Source organism: Rhodopseudomonas palustris (genome assembly GCF_007005445.1).
In the GTDB taxonomy this organism is placed as follows: domain Bacteria; phylum Pseudomonadota; class Alphaproteobacteria; order Rhizobiales; family Xanthobacteraceae; genus Rhodopseudomonas; species Rhodopseudomonas palustris_G.
Genome location: NZ_CP041387.1, coordinates 1,988,005 through 2,012,188, shown reverse-complemented (window position 1 = coordinate 2,012,188; position 24,184 = coordinate 1,988,005). Strand labels below are relative to the sequence as shown.

The window sequence follows — 24,184 nt, the reverse complement described above, 5'->3', positions numbered from 1 at the left end:
CAAGCACTTTCGTTTCAACCCGTCATGCCCGGCCTTGTGCTGGGCATCCACGTCTTGCAGCGAAAACAACAAGCAAGGCGTGGATGGCCGGGACGAGCCCGGCCATGACGAAACTAATCGTCAATTGAACGGCTTAGGAAAGCTGTTCAATTTGCTGCCCGCATTTCCGGTCAGGCTCTCAGGGACTAAGCCCGGCCGGGATCGACCAGGAGCTTGATGCAGGCGTCGGCCTTCGACAGTGTCGAGAAGGCGGCAGCCACGCCGCCGCGCCCGACCGTCCCGGAGATCAGCGGGGAGACGTCGCACTGTCCTTCCGCGATCGCGTGCAGCGTGGCGGCGAATTCAGCGGGGCTGTAGCCGAACACAAACCGCAACGAGAGCTGTTTGTTGATCGCCAGCGATGGCTCGATCGTATCGCTTTCCATGCAGACGCCGACCACAATGATGGTGGCCGTTGGCGGCGATTTTTCGATCAGTTGCTGCAGCATGCCCGGCACGCCGACGCACTCGAACACGACCGCATCGCGAATTGAGCGCCCCTGCAGGGTCGCGGCGCTGAAGCTCGCCAAAGTGGCGGGAACATCGAGAGCCTCCCAGCGATCGTGCGGCGAATGCTCGCCGGGATCGATCACCACGTCGGCGCCGAGTGCCACCGCAGCGGCGCGGCGGTGCGGTGAGAAATCGCTGGCGATGACCGGACCGATCCCCCGCGCCTTGAGCGCCGCGATGACCGACAGACCGACCGGTCCGCAGCCGATCACCAACGCCACGCTGCGCGGTGTCAACGGTGCATTGGCAACCGCATGCGCGCCGACCGCCATCGGCTCGGTGAGCGCAGCGCGCGCGTCGTCAAGTCCATTGGGCACCTCGACCAGCAGCGCCTCCTGCAGCACCATTCGTTCGGCAAAGCCGCCGGGAAAGCGGTTCGAGTAGCCGACGAGTTCGTTACCGGCCGGGCCGAATGCGGCCGGCACTGAAACCACCTTGGTGCCCGGAGGCAGCATCTTGTTGCAGCCAGGACCGTGGTCGATCACTTCGGCGCAGAACTCGTGGCCGAACACGACGTCCTGGGACGGGTCGAGGCTGGGGCGTCCGCCGGCGCGGCGCGTGAGTGCAATCATGTGATCGAGATGATGAAGCGCGTGAAGGTCCGATCCGCAAATTCCGCAAACCAGCGTCTTCACCAGCACCTGGCCCTCGCCCGGTGCGACTTCGGCGATGTCCGTGTCGACCAGTTGGCCATCACGCCTGACTACGGCCTTCATTGAACGGCTCCCATCGCCTTGGGCAGATTGGGTTGTCCGGTGTGCGCGGTCAGTCCGCCATCGACCGGCATGGCAATGCCGGTGACATAGGACGCGGCATCGGAGGCGAGGAAGGCGATGACTTGCGCAATCTCCGCTGGCCTGGCGAACCTGCCGATCGGCACCCGATCTTCCCAGTCGGCCCGCAGACCCGGGATGCCCTGAATTCCGGCGAGGATCGGGGTGTCGACAGGACCGGGGCACACCGCATTGACCCGCACGCCATCGCGCGCATGATCGATTGCTGCGGTGCGGGTGAAATTGATGACACCGGCCTTTGCGGCGTTGTACGCCGCAAATCCGAAATCAGCAGCGAGGCCCGAGGCCGAGGCTGTGTTGACGATCGCCCCTGCCTGCTGCGCCACCATCACCGGCAGCGCCGCCTTGCAGCCGAAAAACACGCCGTCGAGATTGATGGCGAGGACCTTCTTCCAGTCTTCGACCGGCAGTGCAGCAATCGACGACAGGCTGCCAATCCCGGCGTTGTTGATCAGCACATCGAGCCGCCCGAAGGCGGCTACCGCGCCGTCGATCAGCGCTTTCACCGATCCGAAATCGGACACGTCGGTGATGATGAACCGTGCGTGTTCGGCCCCAAGTTCAGCCACCAGGGCATTGCCGGCCGCTACGTCGAGATCGCCGATCACCAAGCTCGCGCCTTCCGCGTGAAGGAGCCGCGCGGTCGCAGCGCCAATGCCGGATGCTCCGCCTGTAATCACCGCGACTTTTCCACCAAAGCGCGTGCGCTCATTCATCCTCTTGTCCTCCCGGGTCGATGTTTATAATTATAGCGCACTATAATAACACCGCGGCAAACGCCGCAACAGGGAGGAATGAGATGGCAGAACAAGATCGCCTGGTCGGCGGACAATTGCTGGCGAAGACGCTGAAAGCCGCTGGTGTCAGCCAAGCGTTTGCGCTGCACGGTGGCCATCTTGAAGCGCTGCTCAAGGGGTGCATCGAGGAAGACATCGCCCTGATCGATTTCCGCCACGAGTCGTCGGCCGGCCACGCTGCCGATGCGTATGCGCGTGCGACCGGCAAGCTCGGGGTCTGCATCGTCACAGCCGGGCCCGGCTTCACCAACGCACTCTCGGCGATGACCAACGCGCAGCTCGATGGTTCACCGGTGCTGTTCATCGTCGGAGCGCCGCCGCTGCGCGAGATCGAAACCAATCCGCTCCAGGGCGGGATCGATCAGGTTGCGATCGCGCGGCCGGCGGTGAAATGGGCGTTCTCGATCCCCAGCACGGAGCGGATCGCCGATCTCACCGCGATGGCGATCCGCAAGGCGATGACGTTGCCGCGGGGCGCCGTGCTGCTCGAAGTGCCGATCGACGTGCTGCATATGAGCGTCTCCGCTTCGCGCGCCACTCCTCCGGCCGGCGTCGGTGTCAATCCGCGCCCCGCGCCCGCCCCGGCTGAGGTTACGCGATTAGTCGAGCTGCTGCGGGCGGCCAAGCGCCCCGTGCTGATCGCCGGCAATGGCGCAGCCAATCACGAAACCGCGGAGGCGTTGCGAGCACTGTGTGCCAGAGTGCCGCTGCCGGTGTTCACCAAGTCGCTGGCGGCCGGCATCCTGCCGCCGGGCCACCTATGCAATGGCGGTGCGGCCGGCAACCTCGCCCTGTTGCCGATGCTGGGGATCGATCGGCCGGATCTGGTCATCCTGCTGGGCGGCAAACTCGGCCTGCTGCTCGGCGGACGTTCCGGCGCACTTGTGCCGCACGGCGCAACGCTGGTGCAGATCCACGGCGATGCGGCCGAGATGGGCCGGATCCGCGACGTCGATCTGCCCATCCTGGCGGACTGCACCGAGGCGACGCGCGCGCTCGACGCTGCTCTGAAAGACGACCAGTTCAACGAGTTGGAAGGGTGGCGGGCGAAGGCGGTCTCGGCAACCGGGCTGTTTGCCACGATGTTTCCCGATCGTGAGACCACGCAAGGCATCCATCCCTACCACGCGGCTCGTGCGGTCGCCGAAACCGCTGGGCCGGGGGCGATGTATGTGTTCGATGGCGGGGAATCCGCATCATGGGGCGCTGCGGCAGCGGTGGTCGATCGGCCGGGGGCGGTTATCAGTCACGGCTATCTCGGCTGCCTGGGGATCGGACCCGGGTTCGCGATCGGCGCCCAGATCGCAGCTCCGGACCGCCGGGTGATTCACCTGACCGGCGATGGCGCGTTTGGATTCCACCTGCAGGAACTCGACACCATGGTCCGGCACCGCTTGCCGATCATCACCGTGATTCTCAACAATGAAGTGTGGGGAATGTCGATCCACGGCCAGCAAATCATGTTCGGCAGCAACTATCATGTGATCTCGAAGCTGGGTGGAACACACTTTGCCAACATCGCCCAGGCCTTCGGTTGTCATGCCGAGCGTGTGACCCGGTTTGCCGACCTCGCGCCGGCGCTGGAGCGCGCCTTCGCCAGCAGCGGACCGGCCTTTATTGAGGTGATGACGGATGCCGACGTGGTCCATCCTGTGACAGTGGCGATGCTCGGTCAGGTTCAGGAGGGCAGCAACGACGTGTTGATTCCCTATTACGAGAACATCCCAGCAGACACGGCATGAGATGACACTATCGACGACCACTCTGGAATCGCGGCGGCGCGGGCTGGTCACAGCCGCGCACGCCCTGATCCGCGAATCCGGCGGGGCCGGGTTTTCAATGATCCAGCTCGCCAAGCGCGCGGGCGTGAGCCCGGCGACGCCCTACAATCTGGTCGGGACAAAGGCCGACTTGTTGCGGCTGGTCGTTCGGGACGAGTTCGCCGCGTTCGAAACCCGCCTCGCGACCCGGTCCCCGGGATCGCCGCTCGCCCAACTCGAGGCGGCCATCGATCTGGTGGTGAAGCACTATTGCGCAGAGCCTGCGTTCTATCGCGGTCTCTACGCCGCGATGCAGGGTGAGCACGCCGCCGAGCTCCGGGGAATGATGCTTGCCGAAGGGCAGCAATTGTGGTGCGCGATAGTGCGCGCCGCAGTCGACGCCGGTGAAATCGAGCGCGTCGTCGATGACGAGGCCTTCACCGAGGTACTGCTGCGTGCGATGGCCTCGACCACGGAGGCCTGGCTCGCCGTGAACTGGAACAGGAAGCGCTTCGCCCAGGAGATGCATCTGGCAACGCGCCTGCTGCTGCTGGGCGTCGTCACCAAAACCGCTCGCAGCCGGATTGCTGCTGAACTCTTATCGTCGCGTCGAACCGGTGCGCGAAAGCCCGCGCGAACGAGCAGGACCGCGAAGCCGTAGCCGGCCGCAGCGACTATGCCGACGGGAATGGCTTGGACGGGACCGCCAGTTGCGTGGCACGGCCGCGATCGAGCGCGGTGCGATCCACTCTCGTCGCCGTCAGCCGTTCCGCCTGCAGCACCGTCAGCGTCAGCACCACCAGTGCCATTGCCTGATGCGCCAGGGCGAGGTCGATCGGCGCGGCGTACAGCACGGTGAGGATGCCGAGCACGGCCTGCGCGGTGAGCGCCAGGAACAGCAGGACCGCGCCGCGTGCCGCGGCCCCTGCCCGCGTCCGCAGCGCGTCGATCATGTGCAGCGCCGCCAGCGTCCACAGCGCGTAGGCCAGCATGCGGTGATCGAACTGTACGGTGAGATGATTGTCGAACAGATTCCTCCACCACGGGGTTTCGAACCACAGCCGTGCCGCGTCCGGGATCAGCGCGCCGTCGATCTCGGGCCAGGTGTTGTAAAGCCGTCCGGCGCGCAGGCCGGCGACCAGCGCGCCGGCAAAGAGCTGCACGAACGTCAGCCCGAGCAGAACCAGAGCCGTCGCCTTCAGCCGGAGCGGTGCCGCGACGCGAACCCGGTCCGTCATCCGGCACACCGTCCACACGATCGCCGCGTAGATGATCAGTGCCAGCGTCAAATGGATGGCGAGCCGGACCTGCGACACTTCGGTCCGCTGCGACAGTCCCGAGGCCACCATCCACCAGCCGACCGCGCCCTGCAGCGCGCCGAGGCCGAAAACGATCCACAGCGCCCGCGTCCATCGCGGACCGATCGCGCCGCGCCACAGGAACCAGAGGAACGGCAGCAGATAAACGATGCCGATGACCCGGCCGAGCAGCCGGTGGCTCCATTCCCACCAGAAGATGGTTTTGAACTGATCGAGCGTCATGCCGGCGTTCAGTTCGCGATATTGCGGGATCTGCTTGTAGCCGTCGAACGCAGCTCGCCACTGCGCCTCGCTGAGCGGCGGCAGCGTGCCGGTGACCGGCTTCCATTCGACGATCGACAGCCCGGATTCGGTCAACCGCGTCGCGCCGCCGACCAGCACCATCACTCCGATCAATCCCGCCACCAGCAACAGCCAGACTCGCACCGCGCGGGCTCGTGAGGGTGGCGGCGCCGCGGCGATGGTCATAAAGCATCCCTTGAACGGATTTTTCCGCACTCTATAGTCCGGCCGTTCTTACGCGCAAGGCGTTGCGAGAACGCATCAACGGCGTGTGAGCGAGAGATGAATATTCGAACCCGCAAATTGATCGGAACCGTCGGCCTGCTGCTGCTGGCGATCGTGTGGTCGCTGACCGCGATGGCGTTCGCGCAAGTCCCGGTGATCGCCGAGTCCAAATGGTTGCAGGCGATCTACTACATGGTGGCGGGCCTCGGCTGGGTCCTGCCCGCGATGCCGCTGGTGACCTGGATGTCGCGTCCCGACCCCGCCGAATAGGCAATGATCTCATGAATGAACAACGCCGCCACCGGGCTCACCGATGGCGGCGTTGTCGTTTGTCGTGAGGCGGGCGGCTCAGAACAGATAGTTGAACCGCAGCATCGCCTGGTGCCGCTCGAAATTGTCGAGGTCGAGGTGCCGCGGATCGTCGCAGGCCTTGCCCGCCACCTGGGTGCTCCAGGTCCCCGACAGGCCGATCCTGTCGGTGAGATGTGCCGAGAAGGTCGGGCCGACATAAACCGCGTCGCCGGAGAAGCGGTCGAGCCCGAGCCCGCCATAGGCCCGCACGTAGCGCGCCTCGGCGCCGACGATCAGCATCGAATTGACCTTGTACGACAAGGCGCCCTGCACGGCGAATTCCGAGTCGTGCGACCAGGTATTGGTGAGATCGCGCGAGGCTCCGCCCGAGTACCAGAGGTTGAACGCGGCGAACAACGTGCCGCGGATCAGTTCCTTGTCTATCAGTGCAGCGAATTCGGTGCCGTAGATCTGAGCGTCGAAGCCGGTCAGCTCGTCGACCCGGTTCCAGCCGGGCGCGGCGTGCAGAGTCAGGCCGAACGGCATCACGTCGCGGTCGAGCAGCTTGTAACGGAACTCCATCGACGCACCGGCGACCGCGGTGCGACGGTTGTCGATCATGCCCGGCACGCCGCTGATCTGGGTCGAGGCGAAGCTGACGCCCGGCGCGACGCGGAAGTTGTCAGTCAGGGTGAACTTGACCTGCGACAGCACGCCGACGCCGGTGTAGGAGCCCGACCTCCGCCCGAACCGCCCGACATTCTCAATCTCGAGTTCGATCTCGCCCTTCTTGCCGATGTCCGAGCCCATGCTGAAGCCGAAGATGTGCTCGGTGTCGACACCGTCGTGCGCCGCCTCGGCCGGTGCCGCCAGCGCGGTTGCGGTCTGTGACGGCCCCTGCGCATACGCCAGCCAGCCTGGCAACTCCTCGGCCGACGCTGCCATCGCAGTTACTGCCAGTCCCCCGACCGCTGCCACAAGCGAAGCCTTCAGCCTCCGACCCCGACCGCCGCGGCGATGCGACGCGGTATTACACCCAATCATTAGTAGCCCCCGATGAATTCCATCGGTCGACTAACTGCAATTGCTAACGCGTCGCGGTCAAAGCATTTTGTTTACAGGCCCTGTAAATGCGAGGCGTATGAAAATTGATTGATGACAATGATTAGTAATTGCGTACCGCATCACGTTGCCAATGATCGCGGCGGACAACATTTCAGGCTGATTTCGGTGGTTTTCGGGGTATTTTCCCCTTGCCCCACGTCGGGCGCGTTACCGTCAGACGGTATATATCTACGGCGGCCGGCTCACGCCGGCTCGCTATCAACAAGGACCGCACATGACCAAGCCTGCGAAGATCAATATCGGTATTCCTGAAGACAAGCGCGAGAAGATCGCCGGCGGCCTGTCCCGGCTGCTTGCCGATTCCTACACGCTGTACCTGATGACGCACAATTTTCACTGGAACGTCACCGGACCGATGTTCAACACGCTGCACGCGATGTTCATGACGCAGTACACCGAGCAGTGGACCGCGCTCGATCAGATCGCCGAGCGGATCCGCGCACTCGGCTTCCCGGCACCGGGCACCTACAAGGAGTTCGTCAAGCTGGCGTCGATCGCCGAGGTCGAAGGTCAGCCGAAGGCGTTGGAGATGGTCCGGCATCTGGTGTCGGCGCAGGAAGCCACCGCCCGCACCGCACGCGAGTTGTTTCCGCTGGTCGAGGACGCCAACGACCAGCCGACCGCCGACCTGCTGACTCAGCGGCTCGACGTCCACGAGAAAACCGCCTGGATGCTGCGCAGCCTGCTCGAAGACTGACCCGAGCCTTGGTGACAAAGCGGCGGTCCGGAGTGTCCGGACTGCCGCTTTTGCAAATGCGAATACGTCTTTGACTTTCGGCTAAGGCAACCCTCAGGGATGCCCGAGCGACAAAAAACCGCAGCCATTCCCGGTAGTTGGACGAGGCGGAAGCGGTGTTGTGCGGCGCCGCGTTTGACCCCGATCAAAGCAACGCATTGCGAATAAGAATTACTCTAGCGGCACTTCCGCATCGTCGCGGAGCGACCGTCGGTCCCCCCTTCGATGCCAATCCTGCCGTGGGGGTTCTCATGAAAATCGCACATACGCTGCTGCTGGCGACGGCTTTGTCCGTCACCTTGTCGGTCCCTGCCCGCGCAGCGAGCGACGAGCCAATCTCGCCGATCAAGCCGGCGGTGGTGAAGGATCAGAAACTGGTCGAACTCGGCAAGAAGCTGTTCTTCGATCCGCGACTGTCGAAGTCCGGCTTCATCTCCTGCAACTCGTGTCACAACCTGTCGATGGGCGGGTCGGACAATCTGAAGACCTCGATCGGCCACAACTGGCAGAGGGGGCCGATCAATTCGCCGACGGTGCTCAACGCCAGCCTCAACGTTGCGCAGTTCTGGGATGGCCGGGCGCTGACCTTGAAGGATCAGGCCGGCGGACCAATCGCCAATCCGGGCGAAATGGCGTTCACCCACGAATTGGCGGTCGACCTGCTGAAGTCGATCCCCGGCTACGTCACCGAGTTCAAAACCGTGTTCGGCCAGAACAGCACGGTCGATATCGACGAAGTGACTCGCGCGATTGCGGCATTCGAAGAAACGCTGGTGACACCGAACTCGCGGTTCGACAAATGGCTGAAAGGCGACAAGAAAGCACTGACGCCGACCGAGCGCGCCGGCTACGAGCTGTTCAAGGATTCCGGCTGCACCGGCTGTCATAACGGTGCAGCCGTCGGCGGCAACACGTTCCAGAAAATGGGCGTGGTCGAGCCTTACAAGACCGACAACCCGGCCGAAGGCCGCTTCGCCGTCACCAAGGAGGAAGCCGACCGCTTCAACTTCAAGGTGCCGACGCTGCGCAACGTCGAGCTGACCTATCCCTACTTCCACGACGGCGCGGCGCAGACGCTGTCCAACGCGGTCGATACCATGGGGCGGATTCAGCTCGGTAAGAAATTCACGCCGGACGAGAACGCCAAGATCGTCGCCTTCCTCAAGACGCTGACCGGCGACCAGCCCGACTTCAAGCTGCCGATCCTGCCGCCGTCGAGCGACAAGACTGTGCCGCCGAAGCCGTTCGACTGAGCGCGGCCGGAAAGATGTGGCGCGGACGGCGGAGCTCAAACGCCGTCCGCTCGCCGCGCCCAAGTCGTTACGACGGAACCTTGTCATGACGTCGATCTGGAGCCGACTGGCGCGGCCCGGCCCGCTGGCGCTCGTCGTGCTGCTGGCCGCTGCCGGCGGCGTGGTCGCCTGGGGCGGCTTCAATACCGCGATGCACGCGACCAACAGTCTGGCGTTCTGCACCTCGTGTCACGCGATGCGCGACAACGTTTATCAGGAATACAATACCACCGCGCACTACACCAACCGTTCCGGCGTCCGCGCAGTCTGCGCCGATTGCCACGTGCCGCGCGATTGGGGCCCGATGCTGATCCGCAAAGTGACCGCTACCAAGGAGCTGTATCACTGGGCGATCGGCAGCATCGACACGCGCGAGAAATTCGAGGCCAAGCGTCATGAACTCGCCCGCCACGAATGGGACCGGATGCGTGCCAACGGCAGCCGTGAATGTCGCAACTGTCACGCCTTCGACGCGATGGACTTCCACAAGCAGACCCCGAAGGCAGCGAGCGCGATGCAGGATGCGATGAAGGCCGGCAAAACCTGCATCGACTGCCACAAGGGCATCGCCCACAAGATGCCTGACGTCACCGCCGGACACCGCAAGGCGTTCGCCGCGCTGCAAGCCGATGCCGGCAAGCTCGTCGTGGCGCCGGGCACGACGCTGTACGCGATCGGTTCAGTGCCGCTTCGGCTCGGCGATACCGAGCAGAGCGCCGGCGAACTCGCCGCAAGCACCGCGGTGACGGTGCGCGCGGTCGGTCCCGACCGGCTGACGCTGGAATTGACCGGCTGGCAGCGCGAGGGATCGCCCGAGCTGCTCTATCAACGCTTCGGCAAACGCATCCTCGCCGCAACCCTGACCGAGGCTGCACGGACGCAAATCGAGACGCTGGACAGCGTCACCGACGAGGACACCGACGATCACTGGACGCGGGTGCGGCTCGTGGTCGGCGCCGCGCCGGGGCGGTTCGTGACTTCCCGTGACTCGCTATGGACGCTGGCGGCGCGGATCGAGGACGACAATTGCACGCTGTGCCATGCGCTGAAACCGCCGCGCAGCGCCAAGGCCGACGCCTGGATCGGCCACGTCAACGCAATGAAGCGGCTGACCGCCCTCGACGGCGAGGAAGTCGCACTGCTCCGCGCGTATCTGCAGAACCACGCCAAGGATGTCGCGCCGGCGCCATGAGCCGGTGCCGCGCCCTACCCGCTCCGGCCGATGCCGCGCGCTGCTCCCGGCATCAGACCCGACAGAATCACCCGCAGGCCGCGCAGCGAGTGCTTCCGGCCGTCCCAGGCAATCCGCGGCAGCGCCAGCGGATCGAGCGCGCCGCGACCGATCACACCGGGAAGCGTGGTCACCGCGCTGGCGAACCGCTGCTCTTTCGCCGAGGCGACGTGCTGCGGTCCGAAGCTGCCGCGGTCTCCGAACGGATATGCGAGATGCGGCGCATCGCGGCCGAGCGCCGCCTGAAGCACCGCGCGGCCCATCGCGATCTCTTTGCGCGCTACCACGTCGGACAGATTGGCGAGCACCGGATAGTTCACCGTGGCGCTGCCGATGGTGACGCCAGGGTCTGCAGCAAGCCGGCCGATGTCGTCCCAATCCATCACCGCCTCGCGCGTCACCGCGGCGAGATTCACCGAATAGCGCTTGCACAGATCCTGGATCGCCGCGGTCAGCGCTGCGGGTGCCATCGTGCGCAGCCAGCTTGCGAGAAAGTGAAACACCTGCACCTTGTCGCAATGGCGCGCAGTGTCGAACCGACGCTCGCTATGATCGATCAGTAGTGCGAGCCGATCGCTACGCGCGATCACTTGCTCGAGCGCCAACCACCAGGCTTCGCCGACCCCGTCGGGAAACGCGGTCGGCAGATACACCGTGAACGGCACGCCGTGCCGCGCCAGGATTGGATAGGCGTAGGTGGCAATGTCGCGCGAGCCACCGTCGAACGTTAGGCAGACGAAACGCCCCGGCGATCCGCCGCGCGCGCTCCGGGCGGACGCCTCGTCGATCGAGATCACCGGGCAATTCCACCGCGTCAGCGCGCGCAGCAACCCGTCGAGAAACTGCGGCGTGACCTCGCGGGCGCGCAGCGGCTGAAACCGGTCGCGCCGCGCCGGTCGGACCCGGTCGAACCGCAGGATCACCCCGGCGCCACGGCCGTTCCATTCCGAGGCCAGCGCCAGACCGCTGAAATACGTGAATTGCAGCCGTGACGCCGTCCACCAGCCGTTGTTCGACAAGGCTATTCCCTCGCGGCCTGGCGATCGCCGCCAGTTTGGTGAAGAGTCATTACGCTTTGTTGAGATTTGTTTGTAAAGGTCCGCACGTGCTCGTATCGCACTCTGTTTGCTCTCATTGGACTGCCGGATGACGATGATGGCCGTGCTGACTGAAGCCCGGACCGCCGATCGCGCGGCTGTCTTGCGGAGCCGGATCGCCCGCGTCGAGGTCGTTCGCGACCTCGCGGCCGCCGAGCCGGTCTGGCGCATGCTCGAGCAGACTGGCCAATACTCATCGCCATACCAGCGGTTCGATTTCCTGAGCGCCTGGCTGCGCCATGTCGGAAGCGCCGAGCGCATCGAGCCGTTTGTCGTGATCGCGCGGGATGCGGAGGATCAGCCGCTGCTGCTGATGCCGCTCGGTGTCGAACACAACTTTGGTGTCCGCATGGCGAGTTTTCTCGGCGGCAAGCACGCGACCTTCAACATGCCGTTATGGCGACGTGATTTCGCGCTCAGCGCCGACGTGTCCGATCTGGAGGCGCTGCTCGATGGCCTGCGGAGGGCTGGCGGCGCCGACGTGCTGGCTCTGCAGCAGCAGCCGCTGCGCTGGAACGATCTGCCCAATCCGCTGGCGCAACTGTCGCACCAGGCTTCGGTCAACGATTGCCCGGTGCTGCTGCTGCCGGTCGGGGCCGCGCCGAACGACCTGATCAGCAACTCGTTCCGCCGCAGGCTCAAGGGCAAGGAGCGCAAGCTGCAGGATCTGCCCGGCTATCGCTACGGCCAGGCCCGCACCCAGGCCGACATCGACCGGCTGCTCGAGGCGTTCTTCCGGATCAAGCCGGTTCGGATGGCGGCGCAGAATCTGCCGAACGTTTTCGCCGAACCGGGTGTCGCCGATTTCATCCGACAGGCCTGCGCCGCTGAGCTCGCCGGCGGCGGCCGGGCGATCGAGATTCATGCGCTCGAATCCGACGCCGAGATGATCGCGATGTATGCGGGTGTCGCCGACGGCAGTCGCTACTCGATGATGTTCAACACCTACACGCTGTCTGAAGCGGCACGCTACAGCCCCGGCCTGATCCTGATGCGTCACATCGTCGATCACTATGCGGCGCTTGGCTATCGCCGGATCGATCTCGGCATCGGCTCGGACGACTACAAGAAGCTGTTCTGCAAGGATCTCGATCCGATCTTCGACAGCTTCGTCGCCTTGACCGGACGCGGCCGGATCGCCGCGCCAGCTCTGGCGGCGTTGGGGCGCGGCAAGCACGCGGTCAAGCACAGCCCTGCCCTGATGCGCATGGTGCAGCGCCTGCGCGCGACGCTGCCGCGCTGAAGCGCGACGTCACCGAACGATCGCAGGCGCCAAGGTCCGGGACGCTCCCCGGGCGTTGCTCTCGGACCCGATCTCCGAGTTATGCGGCAGCGGACCGCTGCCCCGGCTCCACCGGGTCGGTCGGCTCGACCGCGCGCAGCATCGTCACTTCCGAGAAACCGACCGCGACGAGCTGCTCGGCCATCCTGGCGCGGGCCTCGCCGGACATGGTCGGCGCCGGCACCACGACCGCCTGGGCGAGCGACGTCAACAGCTCGGCCGGCAGATCCGACGCGGTGCCGGCGTCCAGCAGCACGTGGTCGTACACCCGCATCAGCGCGTCGATCGCGAGCGACAAACGCGGCAGATGGAGCAGCCGGCGATCGAATCCCGGCTTGCCGGCGCTGACCAGTTGCAGCGAGGACGACCGATCGCGGGTGATGATCTGACCGAAAGCCGCTTCGCCGAGCATCAGCTCGGCGAGCCCCGGCGCCGACGGATCACTCGATGCGGCTTTCAGCATTGCGGAGGATTCGGACAGGTCGATCAGCACCACTTTGGCGTCACGCGCCAGCCGGCGCGCCAGCACCAGCGCGGTGGTGGTGACGGAATCGGTCGCGCCGGTGCCGAGCACGGTGAGCTTGCGGCCGCCCTCCCCGACGCTCTGCAACCGCGCGACCAGCGCCTCGATTTCGTCGGACGGCGCAGGTGCCGGAATTGCGGCCTGGGGCACTGCGACCGGCGCGAGCTCGATGGGAGGCGCCGCCGCGACTGTCTCAGTCTGCGAGAGGGGTGCAGTCGGAGCAGCCTTCGGAGCCGCAACGGCAGCAGGTTGCGGTGCCGGCCTGGGTTCGTCCAGCACAGGGGCAGCAGCGTTGCGCGGCCGCGGCTGGGTCATCCGCAGCAGTTCGCCGGTCGCGATGCCGCCTGAGGTCAGCAGCAGCGTCGCCAGCGTCGCGATCAGCACGATCGGAAACTTCTTCGGATAGTCCGGCGTGTTGGAGACGATCGCGCGCGAAATGATGCGGCTGTCGGACGGCGTCCGGTCGAGACTCTCGCGCGTCGTCGCCTCGCGATACTTCGCCAGATAGGATTCAAGCAGATCGCGCTGCGCCTTGGCCTCACGCTCCAGTGCGCGGAGCTGCACGTCCTGGCCGTTGCTCGCCGACGCCAGCTTCTTCAACTGGTCGAGACTCGCCGACAGGTTCTCCACCCGGCTGCTGGCGATCCGCGCGTCGTTCTCGAACGAGCGCGACAGCTTCACCGCCTCGTCGCGCAATTGCTGGTCGAGATCGGAAAGCTGCGCCTTCAGCTCCTTGATCCGCGGATGGCCTCCGAGCAGCGTCGAGCTCTGTTCGGCGAGCTGGGCCCGCAGCGTGACGCGTTGCTCCGACAGCCGGCGGATCAATTCGGAGTTCAGCACTTCCGACGCCTCGATCGGACCGCCGTTCTTCAACATTTCCTTGATCAGCCGCGCCTTGGCCTCCGCGTCGGATTTCAAGGCCCGGGCATTGGCGAGCTGGGCGTTGATGTCACCGAGCTGCTGATTGGACAGCGAGGTATTGTTGGTGCCGATGAACAGACTCGACTTGGAGCGGAACTCCTCGACCTTGTCCTCGGCCTCCGACACCTTTCGGCGCAGCGATTCGATTTCGCCGGACAACCATTGCCCCGCCGCCCTGGCCTGGGCCTGGCGCGCGTTCTGCTGCAGCACCAGATAGCCGTCGGCGATCGAATTGGCGACGCGCGCCGCAAGTTCCGGGTCTTGCGACTGGAATTCCACCACCATCACCCGCGACTTATCGACCGCGTAGGCGGTCAGCCGCTCGTAATACGCGTTCAGGACACGTTCTTCCGGAGTCATCGCGAACGGATCGCGGCCGATGCCGATCAGCGCCAGCAACGACTTCAGCGGGTTGATGCCCTTCAGCACCGGATCGAATTCGGGGCGCTCGGCGAGCTTGTTCTTCTTGATGATGTCGAGCGCCAGCTCGCGTGACAGCAGAAGCTGGACCTGGCTGGCCACCGCTTCCGGATCCGGCCCGCTGCGCTGATCGTCACGCTCGCCGGTCGGACGCAGGAAGCTGTTCTCGCGACCGTCGATCAGGATGCGGGCCTCGGATTTGTAGCGCGGGGTGATCAGGTTGACGATCGCCAGAGACACCACCAGCGCCAGCAGGGTCGGCGCGATGATCAGGTGCTTCTTGCGGGCGAGCGCCTGCCCGATCAGCCGGACGTCGATATCGCCGTCCGGCGGCAGCGGCGCCGGCTTGTCGAGCGCCGGATTGCGGGTCGGAGACCGTTTGAAGATCGCCTGCCGGATCGCGGGCTTGGGCACCGCGGGCATATCGGGCGCAGCGTCGGGTCGCGATGCCGGGGCGACGGCTGCGGCCGATGCTTCGCGAGTCGCGACCGAAGCCTTCGCCTTGTCGTCGTTGTTCCGGCGCCAAAACGCGATCCGCATTGCATACTCCTACGTGACGCGACCGACCGTCAGTGCGGAACCGACTACAAACCATTAAGGTTGCCGTGCGGTTAATCTCGACGGATGCACGCTCCTCATCCATGTTGACCGAATGCACACGGACACGCTTCGTTAACTACGAAGGCCGTTAATCGCGTCGGCCTTTCCGGATCCTCCTCATGTCTCGCGCCCCCGCTTTGATCGCCTCGCTTCCCGCCGCGCGCCGTCGCGACTGTCGCTGCGGCGTGCCGCGCGCGGCGGAGGCCCGATGAGCGCGGCTGCTCCTGACCTCCCGTTGCGAATCGTCCATGCGGTGCGCGCCCCGGTGGGAGGCATCTTCCGCCACATCCTCGACCTTGCCAACGGCCAGGCGGAGCGCGGCCATCAGGTCGCGTTGATCACCGACAACCTGACCGGCGGTGACCGCGCAGTGGCTGCGCTCGCGGAGATCGCGCCACGAATGAAGCTCGGCGTGTATCGAATGCCGATCCGGCGCGAACCGAGCATCACCGATTTGATGGTGTGGGTGCGTTTCAGTCGTCTGATCGCCGCGTTGAAACCCGACGTGCTGCATGGCCACGGTGCCAAGGCCGGAGTGTTCATGCGCGTGGTGCCGAGGCCGTCCGGCTCGATCCGGGTCTACACCCCGCACGGCGGCTCGCTGCACTACCCGACCTCGACGCTCGAGGGCCAGCTCTACAGCCGACTCGAGCGGCTCTCGATGAACCGCACCGAGCTTTTCCTGTTCGAAAGCGAATTCGCACGCGCCACCTACGAGCGGATGATCGGCAAGCCCGAAGCCATGGTGCGATGTGTGTTCAACGGTGTCACCGCCGGCGAATTCGATCCGATCACGCTCGCCGCCGACGCCACCGACGTCTGCTACGTCGGCGAGTTCCGCCACATCAAAGGCGCCGATCTGTTGATCGACGCTATCGCGCGATTGCGCGCCGAGGGCCGCGCGGTGACGCTGACGCTCGGTGGTGACGGCGAAGAAACCGAAGCTCTGAAGGCGCAGGTGGCGCGGCTCGGCCTCGGCACAGCGGTGCGCTTCATCGGCCACGTCAAGGCGCGCCACGGCTTCGGCCAAGGCCGGCTGCTGGTGGTGCCGTCGCGCGGCGATTCGATGCCCTATGTGGTGATCGAGGCGGCCGCCGCAGGCGTACCGATGATCGCCGCCGACGTCGGCGGCATTCCCGAAATCTTCGGCCCGGAACATCGTGATGCGCTGTTCGCCCCAAGCGATCCGGCGGCGATGGCCGCCACGATCGCCGCGGCGCTCGACGATCAGCCCGCCGCCCGCGAGCGGGCGCGCCGGCTGCGCGAACGGATCTTCCTGCATTTCTCGCAGAAGGCGATGGTCGAAGGCGTGCTCGCGGGCTACCGCGCGGCGCTGGCGAAGCGCTGAGCTTGGGTGATCGCGCTAACCGTTTCTTGCGACTTTTCCGTTAAGGCCGGGACTCGGGGGAGTTCGTCGGACGACCGATCGGTGGTGCCGGCGCAAGTGACGGAAATGAACCAATGGAGCCGATCAGCGCCCGTTCGATGATCAGCGCTGCTGCGACGGGATCCGCGGTCGCCGCCTCCGGCGACGGCGCGCCGCGGGTGGAACGCCGCAAGCGGTTGTCGCCGGCCGCCCTCGCGGTGGCCAATCAAAAGGTGCGCCCGGCCTATTCGCCGATCGTGATCGCCGGCTCGGTGCGGCTCGCCGATTTCCTGGTGATCGCGCTGGTCGGCATCGCTCTGTATTTCGCCATCCTCGTGCGCCGAGAAGGCTTCGTCTGGGAATACATCGGCGCCATTCTCGGCACCACGATGACCTCGATCATCGTGTTCCAGGCCGCCGACCTTTACGCGGTGCAGCTTTTTCGGGGCACCCTGCAACAGATGACGCGGCTGCTCTCGGCCTGGTCGTTCGTCTTCTTGCTCTTCATCGGCGCATCGTTCTTCGCCAAACTCGGCGGCGAAGTGTCGCGGCTGTGGCTCGCCTCGTTCTATTTCGCCGGTCTCGCAGCGCTGATCGCCGAGCGGCTTGCGGTGCGCGGGCTGGTCCGTCGCTGGGCGCGCGAAGGCAGACTCGACCGCCGCACCGTGATCGTCGGTGCCGACGCCAACGGCAGCAAGCTGATCGAGGCACTGAGGGCCGACCAGGCGGACGCTTCCGACATTCGCATCCTCGGCGTGTTCGACGACCGCAACGACTCCCGTTCGCTTCCCACTTGCGCCGGCGTGCCGAAACTCGGCAAGGTCGACGACATCCCCGAATTCGCCCGCCGCACTCGCGTCGATCTGGTGCTGTTCGCGTTGCCGATCTCGGCAGAGACCCGCATCCTCGACATGCTGAAGAAGCTGTGGGTGCTGCCGGTCGACATCCGCTTGTCCGCGCACACCAACAAGCTCAGGTTCCGTCCGCGCGCCTATTCCTATCTCGGCAAGGTGCCGACGCTCGATGTCTTCGAAGCGCCGATCACCGATTGGGATCAGGTGATAAAGCAGGTATTCGACCGGGTCGTCGGCGGTCTGATCCTGATCGCCGCCGCGCCCGTGATGGCGCTGGTGGCGCTGGCGATCAAGCTCGACAGCCCCGGTCCGGTGCTGTTCCGGCAGAAGCGGTTCGGCTTCAACAACGAGCGCATCGACGTACTCAAGTTTCGGTCGATGTATCACCACCAGGCCGACCCGACCGCCTCCAAGGTCGTCACCCGCAACGATCCGCGCGTCACCCGCGTCGGCCGCTTCATCCGCCGCACCAGTCTCGACGAGCTGCCGCAACTGATCAATGTGGTGTTCAAGGGCAATCTGTCGCTGGTCGGCCCGCGCCCACATGCGGTGCAGGGCAAGCTGCAAAGCCGCCTGTTCGACGAAGCCGTCGACGGCTACTTCGCACGCCACCGCGTCAAGCCCGGCATCACCGGCTGGGCCCAGATCAACGGCTGGCGCGGCGAGATCGACAACGAAGAAAAAATTCAGAAGCGCGTCGAGTTCGACCTGTACTACATCGAGAATTGGTCGGTGCTGTTCGACCTCTACATTCTGCTGAAAACGCCGTGGGCCCTGCTCAAGGGCGAGAACGCGTACTGAGGCGCTCGTTTCAGCGCGCTCCCCACACCGTCATTCCGGGGCGCCGCGCAGCGGCGAACCCGGAATCCCGAAGATTTTTGAAACGTCCTGCCTCACCACATCGAGATTCCGGACTCGCGAGCTTCCGCTCGCGCCCCGGAATGACGAGTTGAGTGGTTGTTACTTATTCCCATACGAGACGCCCATCCCGGCCCGGACATCGGCCTGGATCCCGTAGGGCGCGATCGGGTAGCGCAGGCCGTTCCTGGCGAGCTGCTTCATGCCCTCGATGGCCTTGGAAAGATACGACGGGCTGAGTGCCATCAGCATCTCCTCGTCCGGCACGCCGCCGTATCGGCGCTCCGCGAAGCACGGCAGCGACAGGCTCGGCTCGCCGGTCTTCAGCGCCCTGCCCCAGGAATCCGCGCAGGCGGTCTCGCCGACCACGCTCCATTCGAACTTCTTGTAGCCGGCATATTGCAGGCCGTTGATCAGGATGATCATCTGACCGGGCGTCGCATAGACGAGGCAGATGTCCGGCGGATCGAGCCGGCCGCTCGCCAGCGGCGAGACCGCCATCGCCTGGTGATGGCCGAACGGCACCACGTCGAGCGCGTGCTGGCGCGCGCTGGCGTCTTCCTGTGTCGCATGCCACACGCCGACATAGGAGCGCCCGGCGAGCCATTGGTCGTCCTGCGGTGCGAGGCCGATCACCGCGCGGCATTGTTCTCCGACCAGATCGGCAGCGGTGATCCCGACGGTCCAGCCGAGCCGCGAAGCCATGCTGACGATCTGGTCGGTGGTGTGGATCGCGTTCGGCCGCCGGATCTTCGGCACCGCCTCCATCTCGGCGACGGTTCTGAACAGCTTCATCCCGATCACTGTGGTCTTCAGCCGCAGCAGCGCGTTGAGATCGTCGACCAGCGCGGCAAGGTCGAAACGGACCGGCGCAACGGCGTCCATGGGCGAACTCCCTATCGATCTATCGGTGCCGCGCTTGCTGCACGGCTTGGCGGCCAGCTTAGCCGCGCGGACCCGCCGGCGCGAGTCCGCGGCGTCAACGGCGCAGCGGTGAGGCCGGCATTCGTCGTCAGGCGCGTTCCGGACAAGCGGCGCGCTTTTGCGATTCGGCGAATTGCCCTAGTCTTGCAGCCAGATTCAGTCGATCCGAGGAGACCCTTGATGCTGGCAGCCACACTTCAGACCGCGGCCTTTCTGTTCCTGTTGCTGGCTGCGCTTCTGGTGTTTTCGGTGTTCGTCGCCTTCATCGCGCCGCCGCTGACCAAAGCACCCAAGCCCGGCTTCACCACGGTGCTGATGTATTTCGCCGCTGAACTCGCCGCGCTGATCGTCGCGATCTGGATCGTGGTCGAGGTGTCGTCGTTCGAATTCCTGCCGGTGCTGATCGCGCTGGCGATCGCGGCAGTCGTGTTCGCACCGCAGCTCGTCGCCAAGATTCCGCTGCCGCAGTCGGTCGCCGGCGTGCTGGGGCGCAAGTAATCCCGCTGCGGAGCCTGCCCGCGCGCGCCGGGCCAGGCCAAGCAGAACTCGCCACGATACTGGAAAGCCGCCCTCCGGGGCGGCTTTCGTTTTGGTTCACCCGGTCCGGATGGATCAATGGCTGTGGCGCCGCTGCAGCCGGGCGATCGCGCCGGCGAAGATCTGCATGGTGACGCCGCCAAGCCAGCCGGCCAGGATCAGCCAGCTCAGGCTGGAATGCAGATTGAGCCGCAGCACCACGGCGGTCACCGATACGAACGCCGCCAGCGTCGCCAGAAAGGTACCGAACGCGCTGAGAAATTCGGCGGTGTCGATCTTGCCGCGTCCGCGCGGCTGCTCGTCCGGTTCGTGGAACGACAGCGGCGGAATGTCGATGCCGAGATAGAAGCCCACCGCGCCGAGCGCGATCATCGCCAGCAGGAATCCGATGGTGGTCAGCGCCGCGAAGCTGGTGCCGACATGGGCGCCAACAAAGGTGCCGCACGCCGCGCCGGCCAGCGCCAGCCCGGACCTTTCGAGAAAATGGGCCGCCTTTCGCACACGCAGTCGCATTGTCGAATCCTCGCTTGTCGCGATGCAACGAGGTTATGACATTTCAATGAAGCACGGAAGGATGCGGAAGAATGCTAACAGCGTCGGCGGCGGTGACGACGCCGCCACTCGTCGCGAACCGAGATAGCCGGTCAGATCTGTCAAACACTGCTCTAAAGGGGCGATCGAACCACTGATCAACGCGCAGCAATCGCTGCGAATGGTCGGAGCGAAAGGATTTGAACCTTCGACCCCTAGTCTCCCAGACTAGTGCGCTAACCGGGCTGCGCCACGCTCCGATGCCGTTTCGGCCCTGATGCTGTAGCGGCGATCGCGCGTTCGCGCAAGCTGCGGAGGATCAATTCGAAGCGTGTTTGGCTTAGAATGCGGGGCTGGGCCCGTTGATCCGTTCGCGTCCGCGCCCCAGCCACCGCCGACCGTGTTGGCCGCCAGCAGTTGCACAGCCAGATGCCATGGCATGTCTCGGGCATCCGTGTCTTGGCTGACAACGAAAAGGCTCCGTGTTCGCCGAGAAGCCCGATCGTGGATGGCCGGGACTTGCCCGGCCACGACGAAAACACTGGCTTTGTCTACGCTTAAAGGCGCTTCTTGAGACTATTGCTCAAGACTATCCGCCTGCCCTCGGCCATCCTTGATCGCGGCGTCGAGCAGCTCGCGGCAGGCGATCAGGTCGCTGAGTACGGTGCGGAGCGGAGCCAGATCGACCGGAGGCGGCGCCGGCGGCAGCTTGGCGGCGGGAAACTCAAGCGGCGGCAGATCGAACCGTGGCGCGCGGCCGGGAGCAGCCATGACGGAAGCCGGCTCGACGGCGAAATCGTCGTCCTCGTGATCATCGAACCGCGGCGCGTGGCGCGGCTCCGCCTCAACGTGGCGGCGCGGCGCGGGTGATGGCGCGGCGCGACGGTCCGGCTCGGCCATTGCGGCGTGCAGATCGAGCCCCTCGTCCTCGCCGTCGTAGTCGTCGTCATCGGCGTCGATGCCGCCGGGGACCGGCTCGAACTCTTCGTCTTCCGCGACGGACCTGGTGATCGCCGCCTCGACCGCGCCGAAGCTGGCGTGAACCTCGGCGTCAGCCAGCCGTTGCACCGACTTGATGCCGTGCTCTTTGAGGATCCGCTGCACCCCGCGGATGGTGTACCCCTCGCCGTACAGCAGCCGGCGGATGCCCTTGAGCAGATCGACGTCGTCGGGCCGGTAGTAGCGCCGGCCGCCCGACCGCTTCATCGGCTTGATCTGGCTGAACCGTGTCTCCCAGAACCGCAGCACGTGCTGCGGAATGTCGAGATCGGCTGCGACCTCGCTGATGGTGCGGAATGCGTCGGGCGCCTTGTCCAAGGGCCAGCTCCCCGTCAGCCGCCGGAGGCGGTTTGCGCGGTATTTTCGTCAGATTCTGTAGTCGACGCAGGCACAGCGCCATTGGCGTTGATGCGCTGCTTGAGGATCGCCGACGGCTTGAACACCATCACCCGCCGCGGCGAGATCGGCACCTCGGTGCCGGTCTTCGGGTTGCGCCCGACACGCTCCCCCTTCTGCCGCACCAGGAACGATCCGAACGACGACAGCTTCACCGTCTCGCCCCGCTCCAGGCAGTCGGTGATTTCCTTCAACACCAGTTCGACGAATGCCGACGACTCGGTGCGCGACAGTCCGACCTTCTGGTAGACCGCCTCGCATAGATCGACACGTGTGACTGTTCGTCCGGCCATCGCCTGCCCCACCTCACGGCGAAAGAAAATCTGCGCTGAAATTAAGAGGTTAACAATCGGCGGTCAACAGCGCCGCGTCTTGAAGCGTCTCAAAGTTAGCACCGAACGTCATGGAAATGCTGCTAAAATCTTACGCGTCCGACTACCAGCGGAGCAGCGCAGCGCCCCAGGTGAAGCCGCCGCCCATCGCTTCGAGCAAAACCAGGTGGCCCTTCTGGATACGGCCGTCCTGGACTGCAGTGCACAATGCCAGCGGGATCGATGCCGCCGAGGTGTTGCCGTGACGGTCGACCGTCATCACCACCTTCTCGGGCGCGATATGCAGCTTCTGGGCCGAGGCGTCGATGATGCGCTTGTTGGCCTGATGCGGCACGAACCAGTCGACATTGTCGGCACTGGTGCCGGAAGCGTTGAACGCGTCGACGATCACCCCGGTGATCATGCCGACCGCGTGCTTGAACACCTCGCGTCCTTCCATCCGCAGATGGCCGACGGTCTGGGTGCTCGACGGGCCGCCGTCGACATACAACTTGTGTTTGTGACGGCCGTCCGAGCGCAGATGCGTGGTTAGCACGCCGCGGTCGGCGGAAGTGCCCCAGCCTTCCTGCGCTTCGAGCACGATCGCGCCGGCGCCGTCGCCGAACAGCACGCAAGTGCCACGATCATTCCAATCGAGGATGCGGGAGAAGGTCTCGGCGCCGATCACCAGCGCTCGCTTGGCCGAGCCGGCCCGCAGGTAATTGTCCGCAGTGGCGACCGCGAACACGAAGCCGGAGCACACCGCCTGCAGGTCGAAGGCGACGCCGTGGGTCATGCCGAGCGCGGCCTGCACCTGCACCGCGGTCGCCGGGAAGGTGTGGTCAGGGGTCGAGGTCGCCAGCACGATCAGGTCGATCTGATCGGCGGTCAGGCCGGCATTGTCGAGCGCCGCCTGGGCGGCCTTGGTGGCCAGATGCGAGGTGAATTCGCCGTCGGCGGCGATATGGCGCTCGCGAATTCCGGTGCGCTGGACGATCCATTCGTCCGAGGTGTCGACGGTCCGGGCCAGCTCTTCGTTGGTGAGAACCCGCTCCGGCAAGTAAGCGCCGCAGCCCAGTACGACCGAACGAATCACCGTCACGAGACAGCCTCCTGGACACCCGGCGTCGCGACCAACGCGCCGGCATCACGATTGAGCGTTTGATTGATCTTGGTCAGGAGATCGTAGCGGACCATGTCATAGCCAACATCGACCGCATAGGCAAAGCCCTCGGCATTGGTTCCGCCGTGGCTCTTGACCACGATTCCGTTGAGGCCGAGGAAGACGCCGCCGTTGGACTTGTTGGGGTCCATCTTGTCCTTGAGCGCCTTGAAGGCGTCGCGCGCGAATAGATAGCCGATCTTCGACCGCCAGGTCCGGGACATCGCGGCGCGAAGATATTCGGCGAGCTGGCGGGCGGTGCCCTCCGCCGCTTTCAGCGCAATATTGCCGGCGAAGCCTTCCGACACGATCACGTCGGCGGCGCCCTTGCCGATACCGTCGCCCTCGACGAAGCCGATGAATTCGAACCGTTGCGAATCCATCGCGCGCAACAGCTCGGCGGCTTCGCGGATCTCTTCGCCGCCCTTGATTTCCTCGACCCCGATGTTGAGCAGGCCGACCGTCGGTCGTTCGAGATCGAACAGCACGCTGGCCATCGCCGCGCCCATCACCGCCAGCGCCTTGAGGTGGTGTGCGTCGCCGCCGATCGAGGCGCCGAGATCGAGCACCACCGAATCGCCGCGCATCGTCGGCCAGGTGGCGGCGATCGCCGGACGATCGATCCCGGGCAGCGTTCGTAGACAGAATCGCGCCATCGCCATCAGTGCGCCGGTGTTGCCGGCCGACACCGTGACGTCGGCCTCGGCCTTCTTCACCGCATCGATCGCCTGCCACATCGACGATTTGTAGCGGCCGCGGCGCAGCGCCACGCTCGGCTTGTCGTGCATCGCCACCGCGACGTCGGTGTGAATCACCCGCGACGCCTTGCGCAGCGCCGGATGCGCGGCAAGCTCCTTCTCGATCAGCTTGGCATCGCCATAGAGCAGGAATTCGACGTCCGGATGCCGGCCGAGGGAGATCGCCGCGCCGGGGATCACGACGGAGGGGCCGAAATCGCCCCCCATTGCGTCGAGCGCGATTCGAACTTTCTGAGGCATGGGC

At 65.3% G+C, this 24,184-nt stretch carries 22 protein-coding genes and 1 tRNA gene; 10 read left to right on the top strand and 13 right to left on the bottom strand.

Translation table 11 applies throughout. The annotated features are described in order from the left end of the window. Positions 1-185: 185 nt before the first annotated feature. Positions 186-1,265: a zinc-binding dehydrogenase gene (locus FLL57_RS09175; RefSeq protein ID WP_142882722.1), complete on the bottom strand. Its 1,080-nt coding sequence runs from the start codon at positions 1,263-1,265 to the stop codon at positions 186-188. After that, positions 1,262-2,059 carry an SDR family NAD(P)-dependent oxidoreductase gene (locus FLL57_RS09170; protein WP_142882721.1) on the bottom strand — a complete coding sequence of 266 codons (798 nt, stop codon included), beginning with the start codon at positions 2,057-2,059 and terminating at the stop codon, positions 1,262-1,264. The genes FLL57_RS09175 and FLL57_RS09170 overlap by 4 nt, the downstream gene beginning before the upstream one ends. A gap of 83 nt (positions 2,060-2,142) precedes the next feature. Here FLL57_RS09170 and FLL57_RS09165 point away from each other — a divergent pair, with 83 nt between their 5' ends. Together FLL57_RS09165 and FLL57_RS09160 are read left to right on the top strand one after the other, a co-directional pair. Further along, complete coding sequence (locus tag FLL57_RS09165) at positions 2,143-3,882, top strand: thiamine pyrophosphate-binding protein (RefSeq protein WP_142882720.1); 1,740 nt, start codon at positions 2,143-2,145, stop codon at positions 3,880-3,882. 1 nt (position 3,883) lies between these two features. After that, entirely contained in the window at positions 3,884-4,561 is a 678-nt protein-coding gene (locus tag FLL57_RS09160) for a TetR/AcrR family transcriptional regulator (RefSeq protein ID WP_142882719.1), read from the top strand. A 13-nt stretch (positions 4,562-4,574) separates the two neighbouring features. Here the strand turns inward: FLL57_RS09160 and FLL57_RS09155 are convergent, their stop codons facing one another. Next, the gene (locus FLL57_RS09155) at positions 4,575-5,687 is read right to left on the bottom strand and encodes a COX15/CtaA family protein (RefSeq protein WP_142882718.1); all 1,113 of its coding nucleotides are present in this window, start codon (positions 5,685-5,687) and stop codon (positions 4,575-4,577) included. Positions 5,688-5,783: 96 nt separating this feature from the next. Here FLL57_RS09155 and FLL57_RS09150 point away from each other — a divergent pair, with 96 nt between their 5' ends. Further along, positions 5,784-5,996, top strand: coding sequence for a DUF2842 domain-containing protein (locus FLL57_RS09150; RefSeq protein WP_047308111.1), 213 nt, complete (start codon positions 5,784-5,786; stop codon positions 5,994-5,996). Positions 5,997-6,074: 78 nt separating this feature from the next. On the opposite strand, the gene FLL57_RS09145 is transcribed toward FLL57_RS09150, so the two are convergent. Next, positions 6,075-6,962: a hypothetical protein gene (locus tag FLL57_RS09145; protein WP_142882717.1), complete on the bottom strand. Its 888-nt coding sequence runs from the start codon at positions 6,960-6,962 to the stop codon at positions 6,075-6,077. A gap of 394 nt (positions 6,963-7,356) precedes the next feature. Here FLL57_RS09145 and FLL57_RS09140 point away from each other — a divergent pair, with 394 nt between their 5' ends. The 3 genes from FLL57_RS09140 to FLL57_RS09130 all read left to right on the top strand — a co-directional run bounded on the left by FLL57_RS09140 (position 7,357) and on the right by FLL57_RS09130 (position 10,362). Then, positions 7,357-7,839, top strand: coding sequence for a Dps family protein (locus tag FLL57_RS09140; RefSeq protein WP_013502453.1), 483 nt, complete (start codon positions 7,357-7,359; stop codon positions 7,837-7,839). 290 nt (positions 7,840-8,129) lie between these two features. Beyond that, the gene (locus FLL57_RS09135) at positions 8,130-9,131 is read left to right on the top strand and encodes a cytochrome-c peroxidase (protein ID WP_142882716.1); all 1,002 of its coding nucleotides are present in this window, start codon (positions 8,130-8,132) and stop codon (positions 9,129-9,131) included. 85 nt (positions 9,132-9,216) lie between these two features. After that, positions 9,217-10,362, top strand: a complete 1,146-nt coding sequence (locus tag FLL57_RS09130; RefSeq protein ID WP_142882715.1) for a NapC/NirT family cytochrome c — start codon at positions 9,217-9,219, stop codon at positions 10,360-10,362. A gap of 14 nt (positions 10,363-10,376) precedes the next feature. Here the strand turns inward: FLL57_RS09130 and FLL57_RS09125 are convergent, their stop codons facing one another. Then, positions 10,377-11,420, bottom strand: a complete 1,044-nt coding sequence (locus FLL57_RS09125; RefSeq protein WP_142882714.1) for a polysaccharide deacetylase family protein — start codon at positions 11,418-11,420, stop codon at positions 10,377-10,379. A 127-nt stretch (positions 11,421-11,547) separates the two neighbouring features. Here FLL57_RS09125 and FLL57_RS09120 point away from each other — a divergent pair, with 127 nt between their 5' ends. Next, positions 11,548-12,741 (top strand): GNAT family N-acetyltransferase, encoded by a 1,194-nt coding sequence (locus FLL57_RS09120; RefSeq protein ID WP_142882713.1) that lies wholly within the window; start codon positions 11,548-11,550, stop codon positions 12,739-12,741. 79 nt (positions 12,742-12,820) lie between these two features. Here the strand turns inward: FLL57_RS09120 and FLL57_RS09115 are convergent, their stop codons facing one another. Continuing rightward, positions 12,821-15,184, bottom strand: coding sequence for a GumC family protein (locus tag FLL57_RS09115; protein ID WP_142882712.1), 2,364 nt, complete (start codon positions 15,182-15,184; stop codon positions 12,821-12,823). Between the two features lie 268 nt (positions 15,185-15,452). Here FLL57_RS09115 and FLL57_RS09110 point away from each other — a divergent pair, with 268 nt between their 5' ends. Together FLL57_RS09110 and FLL57_RS09105 are read left to right on the top strand one after the other, a co-directional pair. Then, on the top strand, positions 15,453-16,592 hold the full coding sequence (locus FLL57_RS09110) for a glycosyltransferase family 4 protein (RefSeq protein ID WP_013502459.1): 1,140 nt from the start codon (positions 15,453-15,455) through the stop codon (positions 16,590-16,592). A gap of 113 nt (positions 16,593-16,705) precedes the next feature. Then, positions 16,706-18,265, top strand: coding sequence for an undecaprenyl-phosphate glucose phosphotransferase (locus FLL57_RS09105; protein WP_047308119.1), 1,560 nt, complete (start codon positions 16,706-16,708; stop codon positions 18,263-18,265). A 159-nt stretch (positions 18,266-18,424) separates the two neighbouring features. Here the strand turns inward: FLL57_RS09105 and FLL57_RS09100 are convergent, their stop codons facing one another. Beyond that, on the bottom strand, positions 18,425-19,207 hold the full coding sequence (locus FLL57_RS09100) for a DUF169 domain-containing protein (protein WP_142882711.1): 783 nt from the start codon (positions 19,205-19,207) through the stop codon (positions 18,425-18,427). Positions 19,208-19,426: 219 nt separating this feature from the next. On the opposite strand from FLL57_RS09100, the gene FLL57_RS09095 reads away from it, so the two are divergent. Further along, positions 19,427-19,744 (top strand): hypothetical protein, encoded by a 318-nt coding sequence (locus FLL57_RS09095; protein WP_013502462.1) that lies wholly within the window; start codon positions 19,427-19,429, stop codon positions 19,742-19,744. A 114-nt stretch (positions 19,745-19,858) separates the two neighbouring features. Here the strand turns inward: FLL57_RS09095 and FLL57_RS09090 are convergent, their stop codons facing one another. The 6 genes from FLL57_RS09090 to plsX form a co-directional block, all read right to left on the bottom strand. Then, positions 19,859-20,296, bottom strand: coding sequence for a hypothetical protein (locus tag FLL57_RS09090; protein WP_142882710.1), 438 nt, complete (start codon positions 20,294-20,296; stop codon positions 19,859-19,861). A 200-nt stretch (positions 20,297-20,496) separates the two neighbouring features. Next, positions 20,497-20,574, bottom strand: a tRNA-Pro gene (locus FLL57_RS09085). 316 nt (positions 20,575-20,890) lie between these two features. Next, the gene (locus tag FLL57_RS09080; protein ID WP_142882709.1) at positions 20,891-21,631 is read right to left on the bottom strand and encodes a MerR family transcriptional regulator; all 741 of its coding nucleotides are present in this window, start codon (positions 21,629-21,631) and stop codon (positions 20,891-20,893) included. Between the two features lie 14 nt (positions 21,632-21,645). Beyond that, the gene (locus FLL57_RS09075) at positions 21,646-22,002 is read right to left on the bottom strand and encodes an integration host factor subunit alpha (protein ID WP_013502465.1); all 357 of its coding nucleotides are present in this window, start codon (positions 22,000-22,002) and stop codon (positions 21,646-21,648) included. A gap of 142 nt (positions 22,003-22,144) precedes the next feature. Next, complete coding sequence (locus FLL57_RS09070) at positions 22,145-23,122, bottom strand: beta-ketoacyl-ACP synthase III (RefSeq protein WP_013502466.1); 978 nt, start codon at positions 23,120-23,122, stop codon at positions 22,145-22,147. Further along, positions 23,119-24,180, bottom strand: coding sequence for a phosphate acyltransferase PlsX (plsX, locus tag FLL57_RS09065; protein WP_013502467.1), 1,062 nt, complete (start codon positions 24,178-24,180; stop codon positions 23,119-23,121). Before plsX ends, FLL57_RS09070 begins: the two co-directional genes overlap by 4 nt. Positions 24,181-24,184 lie beyond the last annotated feature (4 nt).

What these genes read in the sequence shown, in the direction of transcription:
- FLL57_RS09175 (WP_142882722.1), bottom strand. Translation starts at nt 1,265, where the DNA reads ATGAAGGCCGTAGTCAGGCGTGATGGCCAACTGGTCGACACGGACATC.
- FLL57_RS09170 (WP_142882721.1), bottom strand. Translation starts at nt 2,059, where the DNA reads ATGAATGAGCGCACGCGCTTTGGTGGAAAAGTCGCGGTGATTACAGGC.
- FLL57_RS09165 (WP_142882720.1), top strand. Translation starts at nt 2,143, where the DNA reads ATGGCAGAACAAGATCGCCTGGTCGGCGGACAATTGCTGGCGAAGACG.
- FLL57_RS09160 (WP_142882719.1), top strand. Translation starts at nt 3,884, where the DNA reads ATGACACTATCGACGACCACTCTGGAATCGCGGCGGCGCGGGCTGGTC.
- FLL57_RS09155 (WP_142882718.1), bottom strand. Translation starts at nt 5,687, where the DNA reads ATGACCATCGCCGCGGCGCCGCCACCCTCACGAGCCCGCGCGGTGCGA.
- FLL57_RS09150 (WP_047308111.1), top strand. Translation starts at nt 5,784, where the DNA reads ATGAATATTCGAACCCGCAAATTGATCGGAACCGTCGGCCTGCTGCTG.
- FLL57_RS09145 (WP_142882717.1), bottom strand. Translation starts at nt 6,962, where the DNA reads ATGGCAGCGTCGGCCGAGGAGTTGCCAGGCTGGCTGGCGTATGCGCAG.
- FLL57_RS09140 (WP_013502453.1), top strand. Translation starts at nt 7,357, where the DNA reads ATGACCAAGCCTGCGAAGATCAATATCGGTATTCCTGAAGACAAGCGC.
- FLL57_RS09135 (WP_142882716.1), top strand. Translation starts at nt 8,130, where the DNA reads ATGAAAATCGCACATACGCTGCTGCTGGCGACGGCTTTGTCCGTCACC.
- FLL57_RS09130 (WP_142882715.1), top strand. Translation starts at nt 9,217, where the DNA reads ATGACGTCGATCTGGAGCCGACTGGCGCGGCCCGGCCCGCTGGCGCTC.
- FLL57_RS09120 (WP_142882713.1), top strand. Translation starts at nt 11,548, where the DNA reads ATGACGATGATGGCCGTGCTGACTGAAGCCCGGACCGCCGATCGCGCG.
- FLL57_RS09115 (WP_142882712.1), bottom strand. Translation starts at nt 15,184, where the DNA reads ATGCGGATCGCGTTTTGGCGCCGGAACAACGACGACAAGGCGAAGGCT.
- FLL57_RS09110 (WP_013502459.1), top strand. Translation starts at nt 15,453, where the DNA reads ATGAGCGCGGCTGCTCCTGACCTCCCGTTGCGAATCGTCCATGCGGTG.
- FLL57_RS09105 (WP_047308119.1), top strand. Translation starts at nt 16,706, where the DNA reads ATGGAGCCGATCAGCGCCCGTTCGATGATCAGCGCTGCTGCGACGGGA.
- FLL57_RS09100 (WP_142882711.1), bottom strand. Translation starts at nt 19,207, where the DNA reads ATGGACGCCGTTGCGCCGGTCCGTTTCGACCTTGCCGCGCTGGTCGAC.
- FLL57_RS09095 (WP_013502462.1), top strand. Translation starts at nt 19,427, where the DNA reads ATGCTGGCAGCCACACTTCAGACCGCGGCCTTTCTGTTCCTGTTGCTG.
- FLL57_RS09090 (WP_142882710.1), bottom strand. Translation starts at nt 20,296, where the DNA reads ATGCGACTGCGTGTGCGAAAGGCGGCCCATTTTCTCGAAAGGTCCGGG.
- FLL57_RS09075 (WP_013502465.1), bottom strand. Translation starts at nt 22,002, where the DNA reads ATGGCCGGACGAACAGTCACACGTGTCGATCTATGCGAGGCGGTCTAC.
- plsX (WP_013502467.1), bottom strand. Translation starts at nt 24,180, where the DNA reads ATGCCTCAGAAAGTTCGAATCGCGCTCGACGCAATGGGGGGCGATTTC.